The sequence below is a fragment of the Hymenobacter tibetensis genome (genome assembly GCF_022827545.1).
GTDB classification, from domain to species: domain Bacteria; phylum Bacteroidota; class Bacteroidia; order Cytophagales; family Hymenobacteraceae; genus Hymenobacter; species Hymenobacter tibetensis.
The window spans coordinates 1,247,095-1,271,064 of sequence record NZ_CP094669.1; the positions used below are offsets into that span (position 1 = coordinate 1,247,095).

16 protein-coding genes are annotated in these 23,970 nt (G+C 58.7%); 15 read left to right on the forward strand and 1 reads right to left on the reverse strand.

All coding sequences use genetic code 11. The annotated features are described in order from the left end of the window. Positions 1-34 precede the first annotated feature (34 nt). From MTX78_RS05070 to MTX78_RS05140, 15 genes are all read left to right on the forward strand, one after another. Positions 35-1,432, forward strand: coding sequence for a glycoside hydrolase family 140 protein (locus MTX78_RS05070; RefSeq protein ID WP_243800486.1), 1,398 nt, complete (start codon positions 35-37; stop codon positions 1,430-1,432). A gap of 88 nt (positions 1,433-1,520) precedes the next feature. Further along, positions 1,521-2,492, forward strand: coding sequence for a glycoside hydrolase family 43 protein (locus MTX78_RS05075; RefSeq protein WP_243800488.1), 972 nt, complete (start codon positions 1,521-1,523; stop codon positions 2,490-2,492). Beyond that, the gene (locus tag MTX78_RS05080; RefSeq protein ID WP_243800490.1) at positions 2,485-4,362 is read left to right on the forward strand and encodes an exo-alpha-sialidase; all 1,878 of its coding nucleotides are present in this window, start codon (positions 2,485-2,487) and stop codon (positions 4,360-4,362) included. The genes MTX78_RS05075 and MTX78_RS05080 overlap by 8 nt, the downstream gene beginning before the upstream one ends. A 9-nt stretch (positions 4,363-4,371) precedes the next feature. Then, positions 4,372-7,194: a glycoside hydrolase family 2 protein gene (locus MTX78_RS05085; protein ID WP_243800492.1), complete on the forward strand. Its 2,823-nt coding sequence runs from the start codon at positions 4,372-4,374 to the stop codon at positions 7,192-7,194. Between the two features lie 121 nt (positions 7,195-7,315). Beyond that, entirely contained in the window at positions 7,316-7,669 is a 354-nt protein-coding gene (locus MTX78_RS05090) for a DUF5713 family protein (protein ID WP_243800494.1), read from the forward strand. Positions 7,670-7,706: 37 nt separating this feature from the next. Further along, on the forward strand, positions 7,707-8,303 hold the full coding sequence (locus MTX78_RS05095; RefSeq protein ID WP_243800495.1) for a hypothetical protein: 597 nt from the start codon (positions 7,707-7,709) through the stop codon (positions 8,301-8,303). A gap of 210 nt (positions 8,304-8,513) precedes the next feature. Beyond that, positions 8,514-11,276 (forward strand): alpha-L-rhamnosidase, encoded by a 2,763-nt coding sequence (locus MTX78_RS05100; protein WP_243800497.1) that lies wholly within the window; start codon positions 8,514-8,516, stop codon positions 11,274-11,276. Between the two features lie 192 nt (positions 11,277-11,468). Then, complete coding sequence (locus MTX78_RS05105) at positions 11,469-12,623, forward strand: sialidase family protein (RefSeq protein ID WP_243800499.1); 1,155 nt, start codon at positions 11,469-11,471, stop codon at positions 12,621-12,623. Positions 12,624-12,789: 166 nt separating this feature from the next. Then, complete coding sequence (locus MTX78_RS05110; protein ID WP_243800501.1) at positions 12,790-14,208, forward strand: alpha/beta hydrolase family protein; 1,419 nt, start codon at positions 12,790-12,792, stop codon at positions 14,206-14,208. 157 nt (positions 14,209-14,365) lie between these two features. Continuing rightward, on the forward strand, positions 14,366-16,270 hold the full coding sequence (locus tag MTX78_RS05115; RefSeq protein ID WP_243800502.1) for a right-handed parallel beta-helix repeat-containing protein: 1,905 nt from the start codon (positions 14,366-14,368) through the stop codon (positions 16,268-16,270). 146 nt (positions 16,271-16,416) lie between these two features. Next, complete coding sequence (locus tag MTX78_RS05120) at positions 16,417-18,612, forward strand: alpha-L-rhamnosidase-related protein (RefSeq protein ID WP_243800504.1); 2,196 nt, start codon at positions 16,417-16,419, stop codon at positions 18,610-18,612. 29 nt (positions 18,613-18,641) lie between these two features. Then, on the forward strand, positions 18,642-19,340 hold the full coding sequence (locus tag MTX78_RS05125) for an L-rhamnose mutarotase (protein ID WP_243800506.1): 699 nt from the start codon (positions 18,642-18,644) through the stop codon (positions 19,338-19,340). Between the two features lie 142 nt (positions 19,341-19,482). After that, positions 19,483-20,547, forward strand: a complete 1,065-nt coding sequence (locus MTX78_RS05130; protein WP_243800507.1) for a Gfo/Idh/MocA family protein — start codon at positions 19,483-19,485, stop codon at positions 20,545-20,547. Positions 20,548-20,645: 98 nt separating this feature from the next. Next, entirely contained in the window at positions 20,646-20,942 is a 297-nt protein-coding gene (locus tag MTX78_RS05135) for a GIY-YIG nuclease family protein (protein WP_243800509.1), read from the forward strand. A 104-nt stretch (positions 20,943-21,046) separates the two neighbouring features. After that, positions 21,047-22,636 (forward strand): sodium:solute symporter family transporter, encoded by a 1,590-nt coding sequence (locus MTX78_RS05140; RefSeq protein WP_243800510.1) that lies wholly within the window; start codon positions 21,047-21,049, stop codon positions 22,634-22,636. Positions 22,637-22,757: 121 nt separating this feature from the next. Here the strand turns inward: MTX78_RS05140 and MTX78_RS05145 are convergent, their stop codons facing one another. Next, the gene (locus MTX78_RS05145; protein ID WP_243800512.1) at positions 22,758-23,864 is read right to left on the reverse strand and encodes an NADH:flavin oxidoreductase; all 1,107 of its coding nucleotides are present in this window, start codon (positions 23,862-23,864) and stop codon (positions 22,758-22,760) included. Positions 23,865-23,970 lie beyond the last annotated feature (106 nt).

Below are 23,970 nucleotides of genomic sequence, written 5' to 3' on the forward strand. Positions count from 1 at the left end.
TTTTAAGCTTATTAGGAGCAATACCATCACGCAAATGCCCAAAAAGCCCCGCAATTTCTTCGTGCTTTTCCTGCTAGTATCGCTCACGGCGTGGGCGCCAGCCGTTGAGCCAACGGGCAAGTTGAAAGTAGCTTCCAACGGCCGGTACTTGGCCACCGAAGCCGGCAAGCCGTTCTTCTGGCTCGGCGACACCGGGTGGCTGCTCTTCAACAAGCTTAAGCGCGAAGAAGCGGAAACCTACCTCGAAGACCGGCGCAAAAAAGGCTTCAACGTCATTCAGGTGATGGTGCTGCACCAAGTGCCGAGCGCGAACGTGTACGGCGATTCGGCGTTGGTGCGCGGCAACGTAGCGCAGCCGCTGCTTACGCCCGGCAGCACCGCCGCCGACGCCGCGCAGTACGACTTTTGGGACCATGTCGATTACATCATCGACCTAGCCGCCAAGAAAGGGCTGTACATGGGCCTCGTGCCGGTGTGGGGTACCAACGTGAAGGCCGGCAAAGTCAATCAGCAGCAAGCCAAAACCTACGCCACTTTCCTGGCCGAGCGCTATAAGAACCGGCCCAACATCATCTGGCTAAACGGCGGCGACATTGCCGGCTCGGATTCGCTAAAGGTGTGGAACACGATTGGCAGCACGCTCAAAACCGTTGACCCCAACCACTTGGTGACGTACCACCCGCGCGGCCGCACGCAGTCGTCGGATTGGTTTCACCAGGCGGCGTGGCTGGATTTCAACATGTACCAGTCGGGCCACCGGCGCTACGAGCAGGACACCTCCCGCAACGAGAAAAAGCTCTACGGCGAAGACAACTGGCGCTACCAATTAGTAGACAACAAGCTAACGCCCACCAAGCCTAGTATCGACGGTGAACCCTCCTACGAGGGCATTCCGCAGGGCCTGCACGACATCACGCAGCCCCGCTGGAACGATGCCGATGTGCGCCGCTACGGCTATTGGTCGGTGTTTGCGGGCGCGTTTGGCTACACCTACGGGCAGAACTCGGTGATGCAGATGCACAGCTCGTTCGACAAAGGCAGCGCCTACGGCTCTTCGGAGTTGTGGTCGTCGGCCATCAACGCGCCGGGCGCGGCCCAAATGGTGCACCTCAAGAACCTGATGCTTTCCCGGCCCTTCTTCGAGCGGGTGCCCGACCAGTCGTTGATTGCCGGGGAAGTGGGGGAGAAGTACAACCGCCTGTTCGGTACCCGGGGCAAGAACTACGCTTTCGTGTACACCTACAACGGCCGCAACATCAAGGTGAACCACGGCAAAATCAGCGGGGCCAAGGTGAAAGCCTCCTGGTTTAGTCCACGCGACGGCAAAACCAGCCCCATCGGCACCTTCCCCAACAAAGGCACCCAAGACTTCAACCCGCCCGGCGAGACAAAGAACGGCAACGATTGGGTACTGATTCTGGATGCGGCGTAGCGTTTACTGAACCTATAAAACGGAAGAACGTCATGCAGAGGCGGAGCCGAAGCATGACGTGACAGTCTAGCGTTTCTGAGAAAATTCAATGATCAAACGTAAAGCCCTGCGCTTCCTTACTCCGCTGCTTGGGGTCGCCCTGCTGAGTGCGTGCTCGAAGGACGTGTATATGTTCACGTCGTTTCGGGAGCCGGCTACTGACGGGCTACGGCTGCTCTATAGCCACGACGGCTACAAGTGGACGGACATGGGCCGCTCGTTTCTGACGCCGCAAGTGGGGCCGAGCAAGCTGATGCGCGACCCGTCCATTGCTCGCGGGCCGGACGGCACTTACCACCTCGTGTGGACCTGCGGCTGGAAAGGCGACAAAGGTTTTGGCTACGCCAGTTCCAAGGATTTGGTGCACTGGTCGACGCAGCGTTTCATTGACGTGATGGGGCACGAACCGACTACCGTGAACGTGTGGGCACCCGAAATCTTCTACGACGCGCCCACCAAGCAGTACCTCGTCGTGTGGGCCTCCACCATCCCGTTCCGCTTCCCGAAAGGCATCGAAGAAGAAGACAACAACCACCGACTCTACTACACCACCACCAAGGATTTTCAGTCGTTTACGCCCGCCAAGCTCTTTACTGACCCCGGTTTCAGCTCGATTGACGCCGTGGTGGTGCAGCGGGCCGCCAAAGACTACGTGCTGGTAGTGAAAGACAACACCCGGCCCAACCGCAACATCAAAGTGGCCTTCGGGCCGAGTGCGCTCGGGCCGTTTCCGAACGTGTCGGAGCCGTTTACCGGCAACTTCACCGAAGGCCCGAGCGTGGTACGCCTCCCGCACGACGAGTGGCTGATCTACTACGACGCCTACAAGGAAAAGCGCTACGGCGTGATGAAGACTTCTGATTTTAAGTCGTTCACCGACGTGTCGGGGCAGACCAGCGTGCCGGAAGGGCACAAGCACGGTACCATCTTCGCGGTGCCGCGCAAAACTTTCAACACCTTGTTGCAGAGCGCCCCCGCCGGGGCAGCCGCCGCAACGCCAACGAGCGGAACTCATGAGTAAGCACATAGCACCTCTCGCGGCTACTGCGTTAACTGTGCTGGGCAGTCTTTCCGCCCGCGGCCAGGAAACCATCCGCTACACCGGCACCACGCTCAGCAACGTGGACTACCACCACGGGCAGCTGCGGCCGGCCATCGGGACGCACACCCGGCAGGTGCTGCGCGCCAACCGCGAGCAGCCGAGCGCCGCCAACGGGGAAGGGTGGACCTACAACCACGCCCCCATGCTGGCCTACTGGAACGGGCAATTTTACCTGCAATACCTCAGCAACCCGGTGGGGGAGCACGTGCCGCCGGGCCGCACGCTGCTGCTTACCTCCAAGGACGGTGAAACCTGGACCAACCCCACGGTGATTTTTCCGCCCTACAAAATTCCGGACGGCGTTACCAAACCCGACCAGCCCGGCAAAGTCGCCAAGGATTTGGTGGCCGTAATGCACCAGCGCGTGGGCTTCTACGTGTCCAAGAAAAACCGGCTGCTGACGCTCGGCTACTACGGCATTGCCCTCGACGCCAAAGACGACCCAAACGACGGCCAAGGCATCGGGCGGGTGGTGCGCGAGGTGCTGCCCAATGGCAAATTCGGCCCGATTTACTTTCTGCGAAACAACAAGACCTGGGACAAGTCGAAGTCCACGTATACGTTTTACACCAGCAGCAAAGACAAGGGTTTTGTAGCGGCCTGCGAGGAAATTCTGGCTTCGCCGCTGATGATGCAGCAGATGGTGGAAGAGCAGGACCGCGACGACCCATTGATTCCGCTCAAAAAGGAATACAAAGCCTTCAGTTACTACCACCTGCCCGACAACCGGGTGGTGGGCCTCTGGAAGCACGCCCTCACCACCATCAGCCCCGACGGCGGCAAAACCTGGCCCAATCCGGTTGTTCGGGCGCCGAAGTTTGTGAACAGCAACGCCAAGATTTGGGGCCAGCGCACCTCCGATGGGCGCTACGCCACGGTATACAATCCCTCGGAATTCCGTTGGCCGCTCGGCATTTCCACCAGTGAAAACGGGTTGGACTACACCGATTTGTGGCTGGTGCATGGCGAAATCAGCCCCATGCGCTACGGCGGCAACTACAAGTCGTACGGCCCGCAGTACGTGCGCGGCATTCAGGAAGGCGACGGCACGCCGCCCGACAAAAAGCTGTGGGTGACGTACAGCCTGAACAAGGAAGACATCTGGATTGCCTCGGTGCCCGTGCCGGTGCGCGCCAAAGCGGAAACGCAAGCCAACGAGGTATTTGCACAGCTGCCGGCCGGGCAGGAATTGGTGAACTGGAACACCTACAGCCTGGTGCAAGCGCCAGTGGAAATCGGTAAGCTGCCAGACGGCACGAAGGGTCTGGTGTTCAAGGACTCCGACAAGTTCGATTACGCTAAAGCGGAGCGCGTTATTCCTGAAGCCAAGAAAGTGGTAGCGGAGTTTTCGGTGGTGCCCGCCCAAAACGACAAGGGCTTGCTGCAAATCGAGTTTCAGGACGGCAAAGGCACGCCGGCCGTGCAGCTCACCTTCGATGCCGAGGGTAATTTCCGCCACAAAGCCGGGGCTCGCTTCAAGAACATCACCAAGTACCAAGCCGGCCAGCAGTACGACGTGCGCGTGTCGCTCGACGCCGATGCCCGGTCCTTCGCGGTGTCCATCAACGGCAAGCCCTCGGGTACCTACATCTTCTTCGCGCCAGTAGCTTCCTTCGAACGAATCATGTTCCGCACCGGCGAAGCTCGCCACTTCCCCACGCCCGACACCCCCGCCGACCAAACCTACGACCTACCCCAAGCCGGCGAATCAGACCCGTTAGCCACCTTCTACCTCAAGTCGCTGAAGACAAGCGTGCCAGAGGCCGCAACCGGCTCCGCCGCTAATTGACCCCACCCGATGCCCAAACTCCTACTTGCCCTCTTGCTCTGTCTAGCTGCTACTGGCCTCCGCGCGCAGGGCACCGAAACGATGTTCCTGTCTGGTACCGACAAAGACCACACGAAGAAGTGGAAGTTCTACTGCACAGCGGGGCGCAATTCCGGCAAGTGGACCACCATTCCGGTGCCCTCGAACTGGGAACTGCAAGGCTTTGGCAAGTACAACTACGGCCACGACAAAGACGCCGAGCGGGGCAAGGAAAAGGGTCTGTATAAATACGAGTTCAAGGTGCCCAAGAACTGGGACGGTAAGACCATCAACCTTGTGTTCGATGGCTCGATGTCGGATACCGAAGTGAAGATCAACGGGCAGTCGGCCGGGCCGATGCACCAAGGCTCCTACTACCGCTTCAAGTACGACATCACCAAGCTGCTGAAGCCCGGCAAAACCAACCTGCTCGAAGCCACCGTAGCCAAGCATTCCGCCAACGAATCCGTCAACGATGCCGAGCGGCGCGGCGACTTCTGGCTGTTCGGCGGCATCTTCCGGCCGGTGTTTCTGGAGGCGCTGCCCACCACCCACATCAACCGCGTAGCCGTAGACGCTAAGGCCGATGGCAGCTTCCGGGCCGACGTGTACACCCAGGGCACCGCCGCCGATGAGGTAGTAGGTCAGCTCTACACGCTGGATGGGCAAAAAGCCGGCGCCGAATTCCGCAGCGCCGTAGCGGCTGGCGGTGCGGCTACGCGCCTGCAAACCACGCTAACCCAAGCTAAACTCTGGACCCCGGAGTCGCCCAACCTGTACCGGGTGGCCTTCACGCTGCGCAAAGGTGGGCAGCCGGTACACACCGTGGATAAGCGCATCGGTTTCCGGACAGTGGAACTGCGCGAGCGGGACGGTATCTACGTCAACGGCGCCAAAATCAAGTTCAAGGGCGTGTGCCGGCACTCGTTCTGGCCGACCTCGGGCCGCACCACCAGCAAGGCGCTCAGCATCCTGGACGTGAACCTGATGAAGGACATGAACATGAACGCCGTGCGCATGTCGCACTACCCGCCCGACGACCATTTCCTGGCCGCCTGCGACTCGCTGGGCCTCATGGTGCTTGATGAAGTGGCCGGCTGGCACGGCAACTACGACACGCCCACCGGCACCAAGCTCACTGAGGAAATGGTGCGCAAAGACGAAACCCACCCCAGCATTGTGGTGTGGGTGAACGGCAACGAAGGCGGCCACAACTTCGACTTCGACCCCGTGCTTGACCGGATGGACCTGCAAAAGCGCCCCGTTATTCACGCCTGGCAGGTGTTCCGCGGCACCGATACCCAGCACTACATCAACTACGACTACGGCAACGGCACCCACTTGCAAGGCCACAACGTGGTGTTCCCGACTGAGTTCCTGCACGGCCTCTACGACGGCGGCCACGGTGCCGGCCTCGAAGACTACTGGGAGCAGATGTGGGCGCACCCCCGCTCGGCGGGCGGTTTCCTCTGGGACTTCTCCGACGCCGGCGTAGTCCGCACCGACAAGGGCGGCATCCTCGACACCGACGGCAACCATGGCGCCGACGGCATCCTGGGGCCATACCGCGAGAAGGAGGGCAGCTACTTCACCATCAAGGAAGTGTGGAGCCCCGTGTTCTTCGAGCGCCGCGAAATCACGCCGGCTTTCGATGGCTCGTTCCGGGTGCAGAACCGCTTCCACTACACCAACCTCAACCAGTGCAAGTTCACCTGGAAGCTGGCGCAGCTGCCCGGCCCCGGCAGCAAAGCCGCACCCGTTACCAAAACCGGTACCGTAGCCGCTCCATCCGTGACGCCGAACGGCACCTACGGCACCCTCAAGCTCGATCTGCCCACCGACTGGCAGCAGCACGACGTGCTCTACATCACGGCCCAGGACCCCGCTGGCCGCGAAATTTACACCTGGAGCTGGCCCATTGCCCGCCCCGACGCCGTAGCGAAACAGCTGATTCGGATGGACGGCCCCAGCGCCGCCCGCCTCACCGAAACCGATTCGCTGTACACCGTATCCGCCAACGGCGTGGAGCTGACGTTCGGCCGTAAATCGGGGGTGTTGCGCACCGTGCGCAATGCCAAAGGCGTTATTCCGCTCACCAACGGCCCCGTGCTGGCCGAGGGCGAAACTATGTTTGAAGGCCTCACCCAGCGCCAGGACGGCCAGAACGTGGTTGTCGAAGCCAAGTTCGCCAAGAAGAGCCGCTACCAGTCGTTGCAGTGGACGGTGTACCCCTCAGGCTGGGTGCGCATGAGCGCCAAGTACTTCCCCAAAGACTACGATTTCGCGCTGGCCGGCCTGAGCTTCACCTACCCCGAAAAAGAGGTAAAAGGCGCTCAGTGGCGCGGCGACGGTCCCTACCGCGTGTGGAAAGACCGGATAAAGGGCACCAACCTCGGCGTCTGGACCAAAGGCTACAACGACACCAGCACCGGCGAAATGGAAGGCACCCGTGGCCCCGAGTACCCTGAGTTCAAGGGCTACTACTCCAACTTCTACTGGCTCACGCTCCAAACCACCGGCCAGCCCTTCACGGTAGTCTGCGACCAGGAAGACGTGTACCTGCGCCTGTTCACGCCGCGCTTCTCGGCCACGCCCTACAACACGGCCCCGGCTTTCCCGAGCGGCAGCATCTCCTTCATGCACGGCATCACGCCCATCGGCACCAAGTCGCAGAAAGCCGAGAACATGGGCCCGATGGGCAAAACCAACATGTACTACGACTACAGCAAAGACCCTTCGTACGCCAAGGAAATCACCCTCTACTTCGACTTCACTGGTCAGCAAGCTACTCCTGCGGCAGTAGGCAAGCGTTAGAAGGTTAGGATTTAGAATATAGCAGCGGGTAGTAAGCCGATAAGGTTTACTACCCGCTGTTTGTGTGCTGAAGGTAGAAGGTCGTTATTGAGGGACAGTTATAAACCTCCGAACTATCAAGATGGCCAAAAAGCAAGAAGATCTTAAGAACGAATCGGTTAGAAACTATTCTTTCCTAAAAGAGATGTACGAAGACTCGTATTTCCCTAGTACGCTGGTAGACAAAGGCAAAGCCATCTTGGTAGGCTTGTGCTTCAAAATCGAACAAGAACAGCCCAAGTCGTTGGATGAATTGTACGAACTCACTCACGTTGCTACCGACAAGTTCAACGACTTGCAGGAAGATTTCGAGGAAGCCGATAGCGAAATAGAAACAGGCGCAAGAGAGGCTATTGCTGAGGATTTTGCCTTCGTAGCCAAGGCCTATGATTTTGAGGTTGATATAGAAGAGTTGATAGCAACCAGGGAGTGGTAAATTCGATTGCTTGACTACAATTTAGGATACTGAAAATATGAGTAAACAAATGACAAGTGACTTGAGAATAGAATCAGTTATAGCAGCGGTTGCTGATCATAACAGAAATGCTATAGAGCATATAGATAGTAGACTTGAAGGTTTTTTAAAGATATTTAATGAAGCCTTTCCTATAGAAGATGATTTTCTAAGGGGGAGGGTGGAAGCCATAACCTGGAGTTTATTTAGTTCAATATTATCTCTGTACGCAAATCAGAATAATGGCGCAGTGCTTGTTGAATTATATTCATTGATTGAGAAATTTTCAATAAGAGATTTTCCTGGTAAAATCACTGATGATAAAGAAAAGAAAGGAGTAATTGCAAGTTTGATAGAAAGAAAAAATTTAACAGATATTGCTCCATTATATAATACATTAGGAATTTGGGATAGTGACGATATAGCGTTTATTGGAAAAATATCTAAAATAAGAAATGGTATAGCCCATAAGAATGAAAAGTTGATTTCAAAATCTATTAATAATGGCAAAGAAGTTCATTACCTAGATATAGATTCAATGGTCAACAAACATGATGCTTGTAATTATATTATTAACTCAATTAAAATTTTTGTAAAACTTAGTAATGATAAATAGGCCAGGACATATACTATTCCGTACATGCTAAGCTTCTCACCATGCCCAAATCCTAAAGCATCTTGCTAAGATCGTAGAATGAACTAGCCGAAAAATTGGTGAACTATGGGACGCCAAAAGTGCTCTGCACAACCCCGCGTCCCACGCCTGCCAATCGGTAGGCATTCCTGCTCCTGAAAACGGCGGGAACCGGGGGTGAGGCCCTGCCCCATGAACACGAACCGCCTGCTCGCCTTTCTTTGTACGATCTTGCTACTCACGGCCTTCCGGGAACCCCGGCCCGCCGCCGTGCAACTCCAGCGCCTGCGTTGTGAGCTGCTCACCAACCCCGAAGGCATCGACGTAACCGCGCCGCGCCTGAGCTGGGAGGTTGGCAGCCCGGAGCGCAACCTGGAACAAACCGCCTACCAGGTGCTGGTAGCCTCCACGCCCGAGAAGCTGGCCGCCGACGAAGGCGACCTGTGGAACTCGGGCAAGGTGAATTCGGGGCAGTCGGTGCACGTGGCGTATGCGGGCGCGCCGCTGCGGAGCCGGGCGCAGTGCTACTGGAAAGTACGCACCTGGACCAACCAGGGCGAAACCGCCTGGAGCACGCCGGCCCGGTGGAGCGTGGGCTTGCTGAACTACCTCGACTGGAAAGGCCGCTGGATTGGCTTCGACCGGGCGTTTGCCTGGGACAAAGAGGAAAGCCACGCCCGGCTGTCGGCGCGCTACTTCCGCAAGGAATTCAAAACCGAAAAGCCCATCAAGCAAGCCACGGCCTACATTATAGGGCTGGGGCTGTATGAACTGTACGTGAACGGGCAGCGGGTAGGGGAGCAGGTGCTGGCGCCCGGTCCCACCGACTACACCAAGGGCGTGAAGTACAACACCTACGACGTGACGCCGCTGCTCAAGCAGGGCCCCAACGCGCTGGGTACCGTGCTCGGCAACGGTCGGTTCTACGCCATGCGCCAGAACTACAAGCCCTACAAAATCAAGACCTTCGGCTACCCCAAGCTGCTCATGCAACTGGAAGTAACCTACGCCGACGGCACCCGCGACGTCATCAAAACCGACGATACCTGGCAGGGCACCGCCGACGGCCCCATCCGCACCAACAACGAGTACGACGGCGAGGAATACGACGCCACCAAGGAAATGCCCAGTTGGAGCACCGCCGGTTTCGACGCCAAAAAGTGGCTGAAGGCCGAGCTGGTGCAGGAGCCCGGCGGCGCGTTTGAGGCGCAGATGAACGAGAACATGAAGGTGATGGAAACCATCAAGCCGGTGTCCATCAAGCCCCTGGGCGGCGGCAAGTATATCCTGGATATGGGCCAGAACATGGTGGGCTGGCTCCGGCTGCGCACCAGCGGCCCGAAAGGCCAGAAGGTAACCTTGCGCTTCGCCGAAACTTTGCAGAAAAGCGGCGAGCTGTACGTGGCCAATCTGCGCGACGCCCGCGTAACCGACGTGTACACGCTCAAAGGCGGCGGGCGCGAAACCTGGGAGCCTACCTTCGTTTTCCACGGCTTCCGCTACGCGGAAATCAGCAACTGGCCCGGCGCCACGCCCACCGTAGCCGATTTCGACGGCCGCATCGTGTACGACGACATTGCCACCACCGGCGAGTTCACCACCTCCGACGCCACCATCAACCAGGTGTATAAGAACGCCTACTGGGGCATCCGCGGCAACTACAAAGGCATGCCCATTGACTGCCCGCAACGCAACGAGCGGCAGCCCTGGCTCGGCGACCGGACCACCGGGGCCTACGGCGAGAGTTTCGTGTTCGACAACGCCCGCCTCTACGCCAAGTGGCTCACCGATATCGAGCAGGCCCAAAAAGCCGACGGCAGCATCCCCGACGTGGCCCCCGCGTTCTGGCGCTACTACGGCGACAACGTAACTTGGCCCGGCACCTACCTCACCATTGCCGACATGCTCTACCGGCAGTACGGCGACGCCGCCCCGCTCACCCGCCACTACGAGTCCATGAAGCGCTGGCTGACCTACATGCGTCAGAACTACTCGGAAAACGGCCTCATCACCAAAGACAAGTACGGCGACTGGTGCGTGCCGCCTGAGTCGAAAGAGCTGATTCACTCCAAAGACCCCGCTCGCAACACCGACGGCGCACTCATTGCCAGCAGCACTTACTACCACATGCTGGGTTTGATGCAGGGCTTTGCCAAGGTGCTCGACAAGCCGCAGGACGCGCAGGAGTATGCTAAGCTGGCCGCCGACCTGAAAACCGCCTTCAACCAGAAATTCCTGAACAAGGAAACCTGCCAGTACAGCAACGGCACCGTGACGGCCAACCTGTTGCCGCTGGCCTACGGCCTGGTGCCCGAGGAAGACCAGGGCAAGGTGTTCCAGAACATTGCCGACAAGATTCTGGTGGAAAACAAGGGCCACATCAGCACCGGCGTAATCGGGACGCAGTGGCTGATGCGCGGCCTCACCGAGCACGGCCGCCCCGATATTGCCCTGCGCCTGGCCACCAACCGCGACTATCCGAGCTGGGGCTACATGGCCGCCAACGGCGCCACCACTATTTGGGAGCTGTGGAACGGCAACACCGCCGACCCCGCCATGAACTCCCAAAACCACGTGATGCTGCTCGGCGACCTACTGGTTTGGTACTACGAAAACCTGGCCGGCATCAAGTCCGCCCCCGACGCTCCCGGCTTCCAGCGCCTGGAAATGAAGCCCACGCCCACCCCCGGCCTTACGTCGGTACAGGCCTCGTACCACTCGGTGCGCGGCCTGGTAAAAAGCAGCTGGAAACAAGATGCTAAGCGCTTCACCTGGAACATCGCCGTGCCCGGCAACACCAAGGCCCTGGTTTACATCCCCGCCAAAAACGCGAAAGACGTGCAGGAAGGTGGCAAGAAAGCCAGCAGCGCCACCGGCGTGAAGTTCGTGCGCCAGGAAAGCGACCGGGCCGTGTTCGAGGTTGGGTCGGGTGACTACGCCTTCGAAGTGAAATAGAAACTGAATCAAAAAGAACGTCATGCAGAGGCACAGCCGAAGCATCTCGCCCACCAAACTAACTCCTGACGTGAGCGGCAAAGAGGTTGAGATGCTTCGACAAGCAAACGCCAGATCAAGCATGATAATACTGTTCCAACGTCAGCACGCGGGATGCTTCGGCTGCGCCTCTGCATGACAGACGATTTATCAATGAAACATACCCTCGCCCTTTTACTCGCCACTTGCCTGACTGCTGGCTGCTCGGTGGCGCAGACTCCGGCTGCCAAGCCTCAGCCCAACCCCTGGCAGCGTGCCGTGACCACCAATGAGTTCATCTTGGAGAAGATGCCCTTCCCAGAAAGCCACGCCGCTACCCTGGCCGAAACACCTGCGGGCCTCGTAGCCTCATGGTTTGGCGGCACCAAGGAGCGCAACCCCGACGTGGGTATTTGGGTGAGCCGGATGGAAAACGGCAAGTGGACCGCGCCGGTGGAAGTAGCCAACGGCGTGGTAAACGAAACCCTGCGCTACCCGACCTGGAACCCGGTGCTCTACCAAGTGCCTGGCGGCGAGCTGCTGCTGTTCTACAAAATCGGGCCGAAGCCATCGGACTGGAAAGGGTGGATGCGCACCTCCAAGGATAACGGCCGGACGTGGTCGGCGGCGCAGGCCTTGCCGGAAGGCTACATTGGGCCGGTAAAGAACAAGCCGGTGCTGCTCTCGAACGGTACCCTGCTCAGCCCCACCAGCACCGAGGGCAACGACGGCTGGCGCGTGCACCTGGAAGCTACCACCGACTTCGGCAAAACCTGGAGCATGATCGGGCCGATTGCCAACGGCGAAACCAAAGGCGCCATTCAGCCCAGCATCCTCAAGCACAAAGATGGCAAGCTCCAGTTGCTCTGCCGCAGCCGCGACCGGGCCATCCTGGAATCGTGGTCGTCGGACCAAGGCAAAACCTGGACCCCGCTGGCCAAAACCACCCTCCCCGGCAACAACTCCGGCACCGACGCCGTGACCTTACAGGACGGGCGCCAATTGCTGGTCTATAACCACGTGCTGCCGCCCGGCACCCTGGCCAAGGGCCCGCGCACCCCGCTGAACGTCTCGATTTCCAAGGACGGCAAGGAATGGTACGCGGCGGCCATCCTGGAAGACTCGCCCATCAGCCAGTATTCCTACCCCTCGGTGATTCAAACCAAGGACGGCAAGGTGCATTTCGTGTACACCTGGCGCCGCAAGAGCATTAAGCACGCCGTGCTCGACCTGAAAAAGGTGAAGCTGGTGAAAATTGAAAACGGCCAGTGGCCCGCCCTGAAAGGCTACAAAGCCCCATCCGCCACGGCCGAGATTACACAGGATTAACAGCGCGTCAAAAAGCCTGTCAGTCTCAAAAAGAATGTCATGCAGAGGCGCAGCCGAAGCATCTCGCTCGAATCGTTGAGTTGGCTTTGGCAACGTCAGCAGGCGAGATGCTTCGGCTGCGCCTCTGCATGACGTTCTACATTTCGTTTCAAGCACCACTCCACCCATGCTCCGAACCCTCCGCATCCTTCTTGCTTTCCTGCTGCTGACCACCACGGCCTGGGCTCAGAACTCCGACGATCAGTACCGGGAGCCGCTGCAAACGGTGCTCGACCAGATTCAGCAACGCTACGGCGTGAAAATCAGGCCCGATGCGGCCATGGTGAAAGACAAGTGGGTGACGTACGCCGAGTGGCGTTTTCGGCCGGATGTAGAGGAAACGTTGAAAAACGTGCTGGCGCCGTTTGATCTGCAAGTCACCAAAACCGGCGACAAAGCCTACAAGCTCAAGACCTTCCAGTACCACCTGAAAACGCCTGAGGAAGGCGCCGCGCAATTGACCTACCTCGCCAGCCAGTACCACGATGCGGCCACCTGGGAAAAGCGCAAAGCAGAGTTGCGCAGCTGCATGTGGCAGGCACTTCGGCTCTCACCCATGCCAACCAAGCCCGCCAGCAAGCCCATCATCACCAACAAGCGGCAGTTTGACGGCTACACCGTAGAAAACGTGGCGCTGGAAACCCTGCCCGGCCTCTATATGACCGGCTCGGTGTACAAGCCGCTGAAAGTGAAAGGTAAAGTGCCAGTCATCATCAGCCCGGATGGGCACTTTGGCGACGGGCGCTACCGGGCCGATGCGCAAAAGCGCTGCGCTACGCTGGCCCGCATGGGGGCTATGGTGTACAGCTACGATTTGTTTGCCTGGGGCGAGTCGTTGCTGCAATTCAAGGGTGAAGACCACCGCCGCAGCCTCGCCATGACGGTACAGGCCCTGAACGGCGAGCGTGCCCTCGACTATTTGCTGTCGTTGAAAAACGCCGACAAAACCCGCGTGGCCATCACCGGCGGCTCGGGCGGCGGCAGCCAAACCATGCTGCTTACCGCCCTCGATGACCGGATCAAAGTAAGCGTGCCCGTGGTGATGCTTTCCACTTACCATAGTGGCGGTTGTCCGTGCGAAAGTGGCCAGCCGGTGCACCTCTGCGGCAGTGGCACCAACAACGCCGAACTGGCCGCCATGGCCGCTCCACGTCCCCAACTCGCCATCACCGACGGCGGCGACTGGACCGCCCAAACCCCCCAAGTCGCCTATCCTTACCTCCAGAAACTCTACGGCTACTACGGCAAAACCGACCTCGTGCAGAACGCCCACTTCCCGAAAGAAGGCCATGACTACGGTGCCAACAAGCGCCAAGCCATGTACAAGTTCCTGGCCCAGCACCTTGCCCTGAACCTGTCCGCCGCCGAAGACGCCAACGGCAAGCTGGACGAGTCGAAGGTGACGATAGAGAAGGAAGAAGCCCAGAAAGTATTCGGTCCGAAAGGCGAGCTGCTGCCCGCCAACGCCATCCACAGCTTCGAGGCATTGCAAGCCCTATTCAACAAAACCTCACCTGTCATCCCTACGGCAGAGGCGAAAAACTAGGATTAGACTTCTAGTTCGACACCTCAATAGAAGAGGAGCGAGTGAAAATATGGTTAGCGGTCATGCTGAGCTTGTCAAAGCATCTCTCCCGCTGACTATTGATTGGTAATTCAGCGAAGCAGTAGAGATGCTTCGACAAGCGGACATTAGATAGAGCATGACAGACGGTATCCTTCGGAAAACCTTATTCATATTCCTCAACCTGCTGGCAGCCAACACCCAAGCGGCTGACATCTGGGTGGCGCCGAATGGCTCGGACCGCAACTCCGGTACTGCCGACAAGCCGCTGGCCACGCTGAACATGGCGCTGCGCCAGGCCCGCGACCTGCGCCGCTTGCACGATGCTTCGGTAAATAACGGCGTGCACATCTGGGTAAAGGGTGGCGAATACTGGCTAATGGAACCATGGTTTTTTCGCCCCGAAGACTCTGGTACAGCCGAAAGTCCGACGATAGTAGAGGCGGCGCCCGGTGAGCAGCCAGTGCTGAGCGGTGGCGTGTCGGTGAAGGGCTGGCGCAAGCTGACTGCTGCGCCGGCCGGGCTGCCTAAGGCGGCGCAGGGGCAGGTGTGGGTCGCCGATGCACGGTTGGTAGGTGGCCGGAAGCTGGATTTTCGCCAGTTGTGGGTGAACGGACGCAAAGCCACTCGTGCCCGCACCCCCAACAACGACAACCTGCCCCGCCTGCTCACCTGGGACACCGACAAGCGCGAAACCACGATACCCGCTACCGCTTTGAGCGGCGTGAAGCAGCCTGGCCAGCTGGAAATGGTGCTGCACCAGATGTGGGCCGTGAACGTGCTACGCGTGAAAACCTTAACCGTGCAAGCCGACAAAGCCCGCGTGACGTTCCAAGAGCCCGAAAGCCGCATCCAATTCGAGCATCCCTGGCCCCGGCCCATCATCAACGGCAAAAACGGCAGCTCGGCCTTCTACCTCACCAACGCCATCGAACTGCTCGACCAGCCCGGCGAGTGGTACTACGACGCCATCCGCGGGCAGGTACTGTATTGGCCCCGCGCCGGCGAAAACCTGAGCACCGCCCAAGTGGTAGCGCCGGCGCTGGAAACCGTGCTACGCGTGGAAGGCACCCTCGACCAGCCAGTAAGCCACGTGCAATTCAAAGGCCTGACCTTTGCCTACACCACTTGGCTGCGGCCCTCGCACCAAGGCCACGTACCGTTGCAGGCCGGCATGTATCTGCTGGATGGCTACTCACTGGCCAAGCCCGGCACACCTGATAAGGCTGGCCTCGAAAACCAGGCGTGGATTGGTCGGCCGCCTGCGGGGGTGGAACTGCAAGGCGCGGACCACACGCGCTTCGAGCGGTGCCAGTTCCTGCATATGGGCGCCACAGCGCTGGACTATCAAAGCGGCACCCACGACGATGTAGTTGCTGGCTGCACCTTCCGCGACGTGGCCGTGAACGGCATTCAAGTGGGCAAGTTCTCCGACGAAAGCGTGGAAACGCACCTGCCCTACAACCCCAAAGACGAGCGGGAAATTTGCGCCAACGAGCTGCTGGAAAACAACTTCCTGACCGACTGCGGCAACGAAGATTGGGGTGCCGTGGGCATTGCCGCCGGCTTTGTGCGCAACACCACCATCCGCCACAACGAAATCAGTAAGGTGCCCTACACCGGCATCAGTGTGGGCTGGGGCTGGACCAAAACCGCCAACTGCATGCGCGACAACCGTGTGACAGCCAACTACATCCACCACTACGCCCAACACACCTACGACGTGGCCGGCGTCTACACGCTGTCGGCGCAGCCGGGCACCACCATCACCGAAAACCGGGTGGAGGATATTGCCCATGCGCCCTACGTACACGACCCCGACCACTGGTTTTACCTCTACCTCGATGAGGGTTCCTCAAACATCACGGTGCAGGACAACTGGTGCCCCGCCGAGAAGTTCCTAGCCAATGCCAACGGCCCCGGCAACGTCTGGAAAAACAACGGCCCGATGGTATCCGACGCCATCAAGCAAGCCGCCGGCCTAGAGCCGAAGTACCGAGCATTGCGCACTGGAACCGTACCGACCGAAGCCAAGAAAAAGTAAAGTCTTATGACAAAAGAACGTCATGCAGAGGCGGAGCCGAAGCATCTCGCGTGCTGAGGTTGCAGGGCTAAATCAACGATTCGAGCGAGATGCTTCGGCTCCGCCTCTGCATGACGTTCTTCTATAGAAAACTATCACCCCACCTGATGCTAGAAACCCACTTCCTAAAGCGCTTCACCACAACAGCCGCCGTGTTGGCTCTGCTCACCGCCAATACCATCCAGGCCCAGCAAGCCACTAAGGCCACCTGGATTTGGTACCCCGGCGACTATGAAATCTGGCTGAGCAATCAGATGCAGAACCGTCGCACCGAGCGGGGTACGTTCTTTCCGCCGTTCTGGCGGCTTGATAGCCACTATCCGCTTATCGATTTTCACCAGGATTTCGAGTTGAAGGCGGCCGAGGAAGTGGAGTTGCGCGCTGAGGGCCAGTACAACGTGAAGCTCGACGGCAAACTGCTGTCTGGCTCACCTACGCGCCTGACGGTGCCGGCAGGCAAGCACCGGCTCAACATCAAAGTCTACAACCAAGCCCACGTGCCGACGGTGTTCGTGCGCGGCAAAACCATCGGGACGGACAGTAACTGGCTGGTGACCTACGAGGACAAGGAGTGGATTGACGCGTCGGGCAAGGTGTCGGACCAATCGGGTACGACGTGGCTGACGGCTGGCAGCTGGAACTTCAATGAGGCGCAGGCGCTACCTTCCACCTTCAAGCTCAAGACCGAGCCGCAACGGGCCGCCAGCGTTACGCGCACAGCGGGCGGCGGCATGCTAGTGGATTTCGGGCGCGAAACCTTCGGGTACGTGCAGCTGCACGGGTTGCAAGGCAAGGGGCAAACCACGCTGTATTTCGGCGAATCCAAGGAAGAGGCGCTGAGCACCGAGGGCTGTGAAACGCTGGAGCGCATGGACGTGAACCAGCCGCAGAAAGGCGAGAAGCTGACTTCGCTGTCGAAGGCGTTTCGGTTTGTGAACATCCAGCCGGAGGCGGGCGTGACGCTGGATTCGGTGTCGATGTTGTATGAGTACGCGCCGGTGGTGGAGCGGGGCCAGTTTCGGTGCTCCGACGACCAGCTGAACAAGATCTGGGACGTGGCGGCCTACACCATGCACTTGAACACGCGGGAGTTTTTCATCGACGGTATAAAGCGCGACCGGTGGGTATGGTCGGGCGACGCCTACCAGAGCTACCTGATGAACTACTACCTGTACTTCGACACGCCGGCGGTGAACCGCACTACCTTCGCGCTGCGTGGCAAAGACCCCGTGACCAGCCACGTCAACACCATTATGGACTACACGTTTTACTGGTTCATCGGCATCTACGACGCCTACCAGTACACCGGCGACAAAACCGTGGTGACGCAGCTCTACCCGCGCATGCAAAGCCTGATGGACTACTGCCTCTCGCGCCGCAACAAAGACGGCCTGATGGAGGGCCTGGCCGGCGACTGGGTGTTCATCGACTGGGCCGACGGCCTGAGCAAAAAGGGTGAAGTGAGCTTCGAGCAGTTGCTCTTGTGCCGCAGCCTGGAAAGCATGGCCCTGTGCGCCAACCTCGTAAACGACCAGGCCGGCGCGCAGAAATACCAGCAGCTCGCCACCGACCTCAAAGCGAAAATCTTCGCCACTTACTGGAACCAGAGCAAAGGCGCGCTGGTGCACAGCCGCGTGAACGGCCAGCCCACCGACAACGTGACACGCTACGCCAATATGTTCGCCATCTTCTTCGACTACCTCAACAACGAGCAGGAGCAGCAGGTGAAGAAGTCGGTGCTGCTGAACCCGCAGGTAGCTAAAATCACCACGCCCTACATGCGTTTCTATGAGCTGGAAGCCCTCTGCGCGCTGGGCGAGCAGCCCTACGTGCTCAAGGAAATGAAGAGCTATTGGGGTGGCATGCTCAATGAAGGCGCTACGTCTTTCTGGGAAGAATACGACCCCGCCAAGAAGGGCACCGAGCACCTGAGCATGTACGGCCGGCCTTTCGGCAAGAGCCTGTGCCACGCCTGGGGTGCCAGCCCGATTTACCTGCTGGGCAAGTATTACCTCGGCGTGAAGCCCCTCTCGGCAGGCTATGCCACCTACGAAGTGGTGCCCAACCTCGGCGGCCTGCAATGGATGGAAGGCACGGTACCCACGCCCCAAGGCGACATTGCGGTGCGCGCTACGCCTAAGCAGTTGAAAGTGAAGGGTGCTGTTGGTACTGGCACGTTGCGTTTCCAGAGCAAGACCAAGCCGAGCTGCAAAGGCGCGAAAATCCGGGCGAAAGGCAACGGGCAGTATGAGTTGCAGTTGGAAAAAGGCCGCGAGTACGTGGTGATTTATCAGGCGGTGTAATGAAGGCGCTACCTCGTGTATCCACTCGTTTGCTGGTAACCCTTCTGTTAGTGTTGTTTCAGGGCCTAGGCGCTCAGGCACAGACAAGTGAAAAAGCGTCGATAGTTGAGATTATCGGTGCTGGCAAAACGCCTTTGGCAGCAGAAAACCTGGTGGCGCTGTGCCGCAAGCACCAGGTGCCGGCCACTGGTGTGTACTACTGGCAAAACCACCTAGTGGCTTACGGTAAGACGGAGAATATTCGGGCGCTGCACAAGAACCTCGCGGCTATTTATGCGGGTAGCACCGTCAAGCTCTACAACGCGCCATTCTACAAATTCGACCGGCAGCGCTGCCCCGACAAAACCACCGCCCGGCAGTGGGACAACATCCTGCTGACCTGCAACCTGGTGGAGGACAAAACCAAGCAGCAGGAGTACATGCAGTACCACGCCACCCAGTTCAAACAGTGGCCCGAAGTAGCCACCGGCTTCTGCAACGCCAGCTTCCAGCAGCTATTAGTGTTCCGCCAGGGCCGCCAGCTGATGCTGGTTATCAGCATCCCGAAAGGCGCCAGCCTAGACGAACTGAACCCGCGCACCACCTTGAACAACCCGCGCGTGGACGACTGGAACGCCCTGATGAAGCAGTACCAAACCGGCCTACCCGGCACCAAGCCCGGCGAGGCCTGGGTGTTCTTGCAGCCCGTTGCGCCGGCAGTGAGGCAACTAGCACCCATCAAAAAGTAAATAGAACGTCATGCAGAGGCGTTAGCCGAAGCATCTCGCGTGCTGAAGTTGCAACGGTAATCATACATAAGCACGCGAGATGCTTCGGCTAGCGCCTCTGCATGACACTCAGTTGAGATAAACCAAATAGATACTACTTCTTATGTTGAACCTAGGAATATTGGGCCTGGGCGAAGGCCGCAGCACCATGTCGGCCGCGCTGAATAGCCCCAACTTGACGCTCAAAACCATCTGCGACCGAAACGAGGAATTGTGCCGCCAGCGGGTCGATGAGTTTCAGTTTATGGGCCAGGTCACGGCGCAGTACCAAGACATGCTCGACGATCCGGAAATCGATGCCATTGCCATCTACACGCCCGACCACCTGCACGCCGAGCACGTGGCGCAGGCGTTGCGCGCCGGTAAGCACGTCGTCTGCACCAAGCCGTTTATCGACGACCTATCCAAGGCCAACGAGTTGTTGGCGCTGGCTGAGCAATCGGGTAAAAAGGTCTTTATCGGCCAAAGTTCCCGGTTTTTCGAGCCCATGAAGCGCCAGCGCGCCGACTACGAAGCCGGCCTGATTGGTGAGCTAATCAGCATCGAGAGCTACTACCACGCCGACCACCGCTGGTTTCTGGCCAAAGGCTGGTCCTTAGAAAACAGCTTCAAGTGGCTCTACGGTGGCCTCAGTCACCCCGTGGATTTCATCCGGTGGTACTTGCCCAACATCGAGGAAGTAATGGGCTACGGCATACTCAGTTCCAACGGGCGCGAAGGCGGCCTCAAGAACCCCGACACCATGCACTTCATCTTCAAAGCCACCGACGGCCGCGTGGCCCGCGTGAGCGGCTGCTACACCGGCCCCGTGCAGCCCGTGCAGCGCGACTCAGAAATGAGCTGCATCCTGCGCGGCACCGAGGGCGCCAGCCAAGGCGACTACATGGACCTGCGGTACGCCATTACCGATAAAACGGGGGAGGAGCGCCTCATCACCTGGGAGCACAAGCTCAAGCACTACTTCCGCTTCGAAGGCAAGAGCCACCACGCCGGCGAGTACCAAAACTACCTCGACTACTTCGCCGATTCCATCAACCAGAACTTCACCGCCTACCCTGATATCCGCGAAGGCATCGGCACCGTGGCACTGCTCCAAGCCATGGACCGCGCCCTCACCACCGGCCAGCCGGTGAAAGTGCAGAATATTCTAAAGGAAAACGGGCTGTAAAGAATATAGAAACACCCAAGAACAACCCGAATGGCCGTCATGCAGAGGCGCAGCCGAAGCATCTCGCGTGCTGACTCCAGCAAACTACTCACACTTTTATGAGCTACTGCGTCTACCTGCTGACAAACCCTGCTCGCACCGTCCTATACACTGGCGTTACAAATGACTTGGAGCGCCGACTGTACGAGCACTCCCAAGGGTTAGGAAACGCGGGCAAGTTCACCGGTCGATACCAGTGCAATCTGCTGGTGTACTTTGAAATATGCCCGGATGCTCGGCAGGCTATTGTTCGTGAGAAAGAAATAAAGGGTTGGAGCCGGGCTAAGAAAGAAGCCTTGATTACAGCATTTAATCCGGACTGGAACCCTATCGATTTACGCACTTGGACTGAGTGAATTGACCCAACGTCAGCACGCGAGATGCTTCGGCTGCGCCTCTGCATGACAGACGATTTGCTGTTCCTAATTACATCCCACCCAAATCCCACATTCCCCACCGCATGGGCAACAATCTACTCGGCCGGCTTACCATCTGGGACTACGCTATTGTGGCGGCGTACCTTGTTATCCTGTTCGCTATTGGCTACCGAGCCAGCTTCTCGAAAAAAGCGAAAACTGAGGAATCGTTGTTTCTGGCGAACAAGTCGCTGGGGTGGGCCAGCATTGGGTTCAACATGTGGGGCACCAACGTGGGGCCTTCTATGCTGCTGGCGTTTGCTAGTATCGGGTACAGCACGGGCATTGTGGCGGTGAATTTCGAGTGGTACGCCTTTGTGTTTCTGTTTCTGCTGGCGGTGGTGTTTGCGCCGCGTTATTTGGCCGCCAATGTGAGTACCATGCCCGGCTTCATGGGTCGGCAGTTCGGCGACTCGACGCAAAATATCCTGGCCTGGTACGCCCTGATCAAGATTCTGATTTCGTGGCTGTCGTTGGGCTTGTTCTCGGGCGGGGTGCTGGTGCGCCAGATTCTGGGTATTCCGATGTGGCAATCGGTGATTGTACTGGTGCTGTTTGCGGGCTTTTTCACGTTTGCCGGTGGCTTGAAGGCCATTGCCAAGGTGAACGTGTTTCAGATGCTGCTACTCATCGGCGTTTCACTCACACTGACGGTTATTGGGGTGATGAAAGTGGGCGGCCTGAGTAAGTTGTGGCACAGCGTACCGAGCCACTACTGGAACCTGGTGCAGCCCGCTTCCGACCCGAAATACCCGTGGTACGCCATTCTGCTGGGCTACCCGGTGTCGGCGGTGGCGTTTTTCTGTACCGATCAGGCCATGGTGCAGTCGGTGCTGGGGGCCAAGAGCCTGGAACAGGGGCAGTTGGGCGTGAACTTCATCGGATGGCTGAAAATCCTGTCGTTGCCGCTGTTCATCCTCACCGGTGTCATCTGCTATGTGCTGTTCCCCAACCTCGCCAGCCCCGACCAAGCCTACATGACGATGGTGACCACCCTGTTTCCGGCCGGTATGAAAGGCTTGGTTATCGTGGTGCTGATTGCAGTGCTGGTGGGCACTATCAGCTCGTCACTCAATGCCCTGAGCACCGTGTTTGTCATGGACGTGTACGCCCGCAACATCAACCCCCAAGCCACCGAAAAGGACGTGGTGCGCGTAGGTCGCCTGACAGTGCTAGTGGGTTGCGCCTTCGCCGTACTCGTGGCCCTGGCCATCGACTCAGTGAAAGGCCTCAACCTATTCGACGTATTTCAGGCGGTACTCGGGTTCATTGCGCCGCCGCTGGCCGTGGTGTTCCTGCTCACGGTGTTCTGGCAGCGTACCACCCAGCGGGCCGTAAACGGCATTCTGTCGGTAGGCTCGGCGTTTAGTTTGGGCGTGGGCGTGGTGTATTTGTGGGTGCTGCCGCCCAGTGAGTACAGCTTCTGGCCGCACTATCTGGTACTGTCGTTTCTCATCTTCGCCGTGCTGTTCGTGGCCGCCGTGCTGGTTTCCCTCACCGACCCCGCCGGCCAGGCCGCCCGCCAGGCCGTGGACTACGGCGTGCTGGCCAAGCCTACCCCGCGGGTGCGCCTGCTGTGGGCCTCGCTGGCCGTGGTGATGGTGGGGCTGTACATCGTGTTCAATGGGCACTAGATTGCCGCAATACCTGAGTAAACCCTTCCTATAGCCCTCTGAACCCAAAAACCCCAGCCACCTTATGTAAGGCAGCTGGGGTTTTCACTGAAAACGCAGTTGAGAGAACTGCCCGGCGTGGTTATACCAGTGTGCTCAGAGCTTCGCGGCTGTAGCCCTTCATTTCGTCTGAGCGGCCTTGCTGGATTTTCTCCACCCAGTTTGGGTCCACAATCAGCTGGCGGCCCACGGCCACAAGGTCAAATTCGTTGCGGTCAAGACGACGCAGCAGCTCATCAAGTGAGCGTGGCTCGGAGGCTTCGCCGGCGAAACCAGCCAGGAATTCGCCCGACAACCCCACCGAACCCACGGTGATAGTGGTTTTGCCAGTGAGCTTTTTCACCCAGCCAGCGAAGTTCAAATCCGAGCCTTCGTTCTCGAACTCGGGCTCCCAGAAACGGCGTTGCGAGCAGTGGAAAATATCCACGCCAGCATCGGCCAGGGGCCGGAGCCACGCTTCCATTTCTTGGGGCGAATGGGCCAGTTTTACGTCGTAGTCCTGCTGTTTCCACTGCGAGAGACGCAGGCTGATAACGAAGTCTTCGCCTACTTGGCGGCGCACTTCCTCCACCAGTTCCACGGCAATGCGGCTGCGGGCGGTTAGTTCGTCGCCGCCGTAGCTGTCGGTGCGCTGGTTGAGGCCGGCCCAGAAAAACTGGTCGATGAGGTAGCCGTGGGCGCCGTGCAGCTCCAGGCAGTCGAAGCCTAGGCGCTTGGCATCGGCGGCCGCCCGACCGAAAGCGGCAATGGTGTCGGTGATGTCGTTTTCAGTCATAACCTTGCCGGTAGCTTGGCCAGGCTTTAGCAGCCCCGACGGCCCTTCAAAGGCTTCCGACGGTTTCCAGCCCGAGCCGTTCTCGCTCATCACGCCCATGTGCCAAAGCTGCGGGCCCATTTTGCCGCCGCCGGCGTGCACTTCATCGATAACGTGCTGCCAGCCGGCTAGTGCCTGCTCGCCGTAGAAATGCGGAATGTTAGGATCATTAGATGAGGCTGGGCGCTCTACCACGGTGCCTTCCGACAGAATCAGGCCCACTTGGCCCTCAGCGCGGCGGCGGTAATAAGCGGCTACATCGGGGCCGGGCACGCCGTTGGGGGAGAAGGAACGCGTCATGGGAGCCATGACGATGCGGTTCTTGAGTTGTAAAGACTTTAGCGCAAATGGCGCGAACAAGGCGTTGGTTGACATATACTCGGTTTGTTGAAACAAGAACCGCTACAACCACTAAGCCTACCTGTTTGATTTTTCAACCCAAGAGTATTACTGGAAAAGCCGTTGTTTTCTGCCAGTACTC

What these genes read in the sequence shown, in the direction of transcription:
- MTX78_RS05075 (WP_243800488.1), top strand. Translation starts at nt 1,521, where the DNA reads ATGATCAAACGTAAAGCCCTGCGCTTCCTTACTCCGCTGCTTGGGGTC.
- MTX78_RS05080 (WP_243800490.1), top strand. Translation starts at nt 2,485, where the DNA reads ATGAGTAAGCACATAGCACCTCTCGCGGCTACTGCGTTAACTGTGCTG.
- MTX78_RS05070 (WP_243800486.1), top strand. Translation starts at nt 35, where the DNA reads ATGCCCAAAAAGCCCCGCAATTTCTTCGTGCTTTTCCTGCTAGTATCG.
- MTX78_RS05115 (WP_243800502.1), top strand. Translation starts at nt 14,366, where the DNA reads ATGACAGACGGTATCCTTCGGAAAACCTTATTCATATTCCTCAACCTG.
- MTX78_RS05095 (WP_243800495.1), top strand. Translation starts at nt 7,707, where the DNA reads ATGAGTAAACAAATGACAAGTGACTTGAGAATAGAATCAGTTATAGCA.
- MTX78_RS05105 (WP_243800499.1), top strand. Translation starts at nt 11,469, where the DNA reads ATGAAACATACCCTCGCCCTTTTACTCGCCACTTGCCTGACTGCTGGC.
- MTX78_RS05085 (WP_243800492.1), top strand. Translation starts at nt 4,372, where the DNA reads ATGCCCAAACTCCTACTTGCCCTCTTGCTCTGTCTAGCTGCTACTGGC.
- MTX78_RS05100 (WP_243800497.1), top strand. Translation starts at nt 8,514, where the DNA reads ATGAACACGAACCGCCTGCTCGCCTTTCTTTGTACGATCTTGCTACTC.
- MTX78_RS05090 (WP_243800494.1), top strand. Translation starts at nt 7,316, where the DNA reads ATGGCCAAAAAGCAAGAAGATCTTAAGAACGAATCGGTTAGAAACTAT.
- MTX78_RS05145 (WP_243800512.1), bottom strand. Translation starts at nt 23,864, where the DNA reads ATGTCAACCAACGCCTTGTTCGCGCCATTTGCGCTAAAGTCTTTACAA.
- MTX78_RS05140 (WP_243800510.1), top strand. Translation starts at nt 21,047, where the DNA reads ATGGGCAACAATCTACTCGGCCGGCTTACCATCTGGGACTACGCTATT.
- MTX78_RS05130 (WP_243800507.1), top strand. Translation starts at nt 19,483, where the DNA reads ATGTTGAACCTAGGAATATTGGGCCTGGGCGAAGGCCGCAGCACCATG.
- MTX78_RS05135 (WP_243800509.1), top strand. Translation starts at nt 20,646, where the DNA reads ATGAGCTACTGCGTCTACCTGCTGACAAACCCTGCTCGCACCGTCCTA.
- MTX78_RS05110 (WP_243800501.1), top strand. Translation starts at nt 12,790, where the DNA reads ATGCTCCGAACCCTCCGCATCCTTCTTGCTTTCCTGCTGCTGACCACC.
- MTX78_RS05120 (WP_243800504.1), top strand. Translation starts at nt 16,417, where the DNA reads ATGCTAGAAACCCACTTCCTAAAGCGCTTCACCACAACAGCCGCCGTG.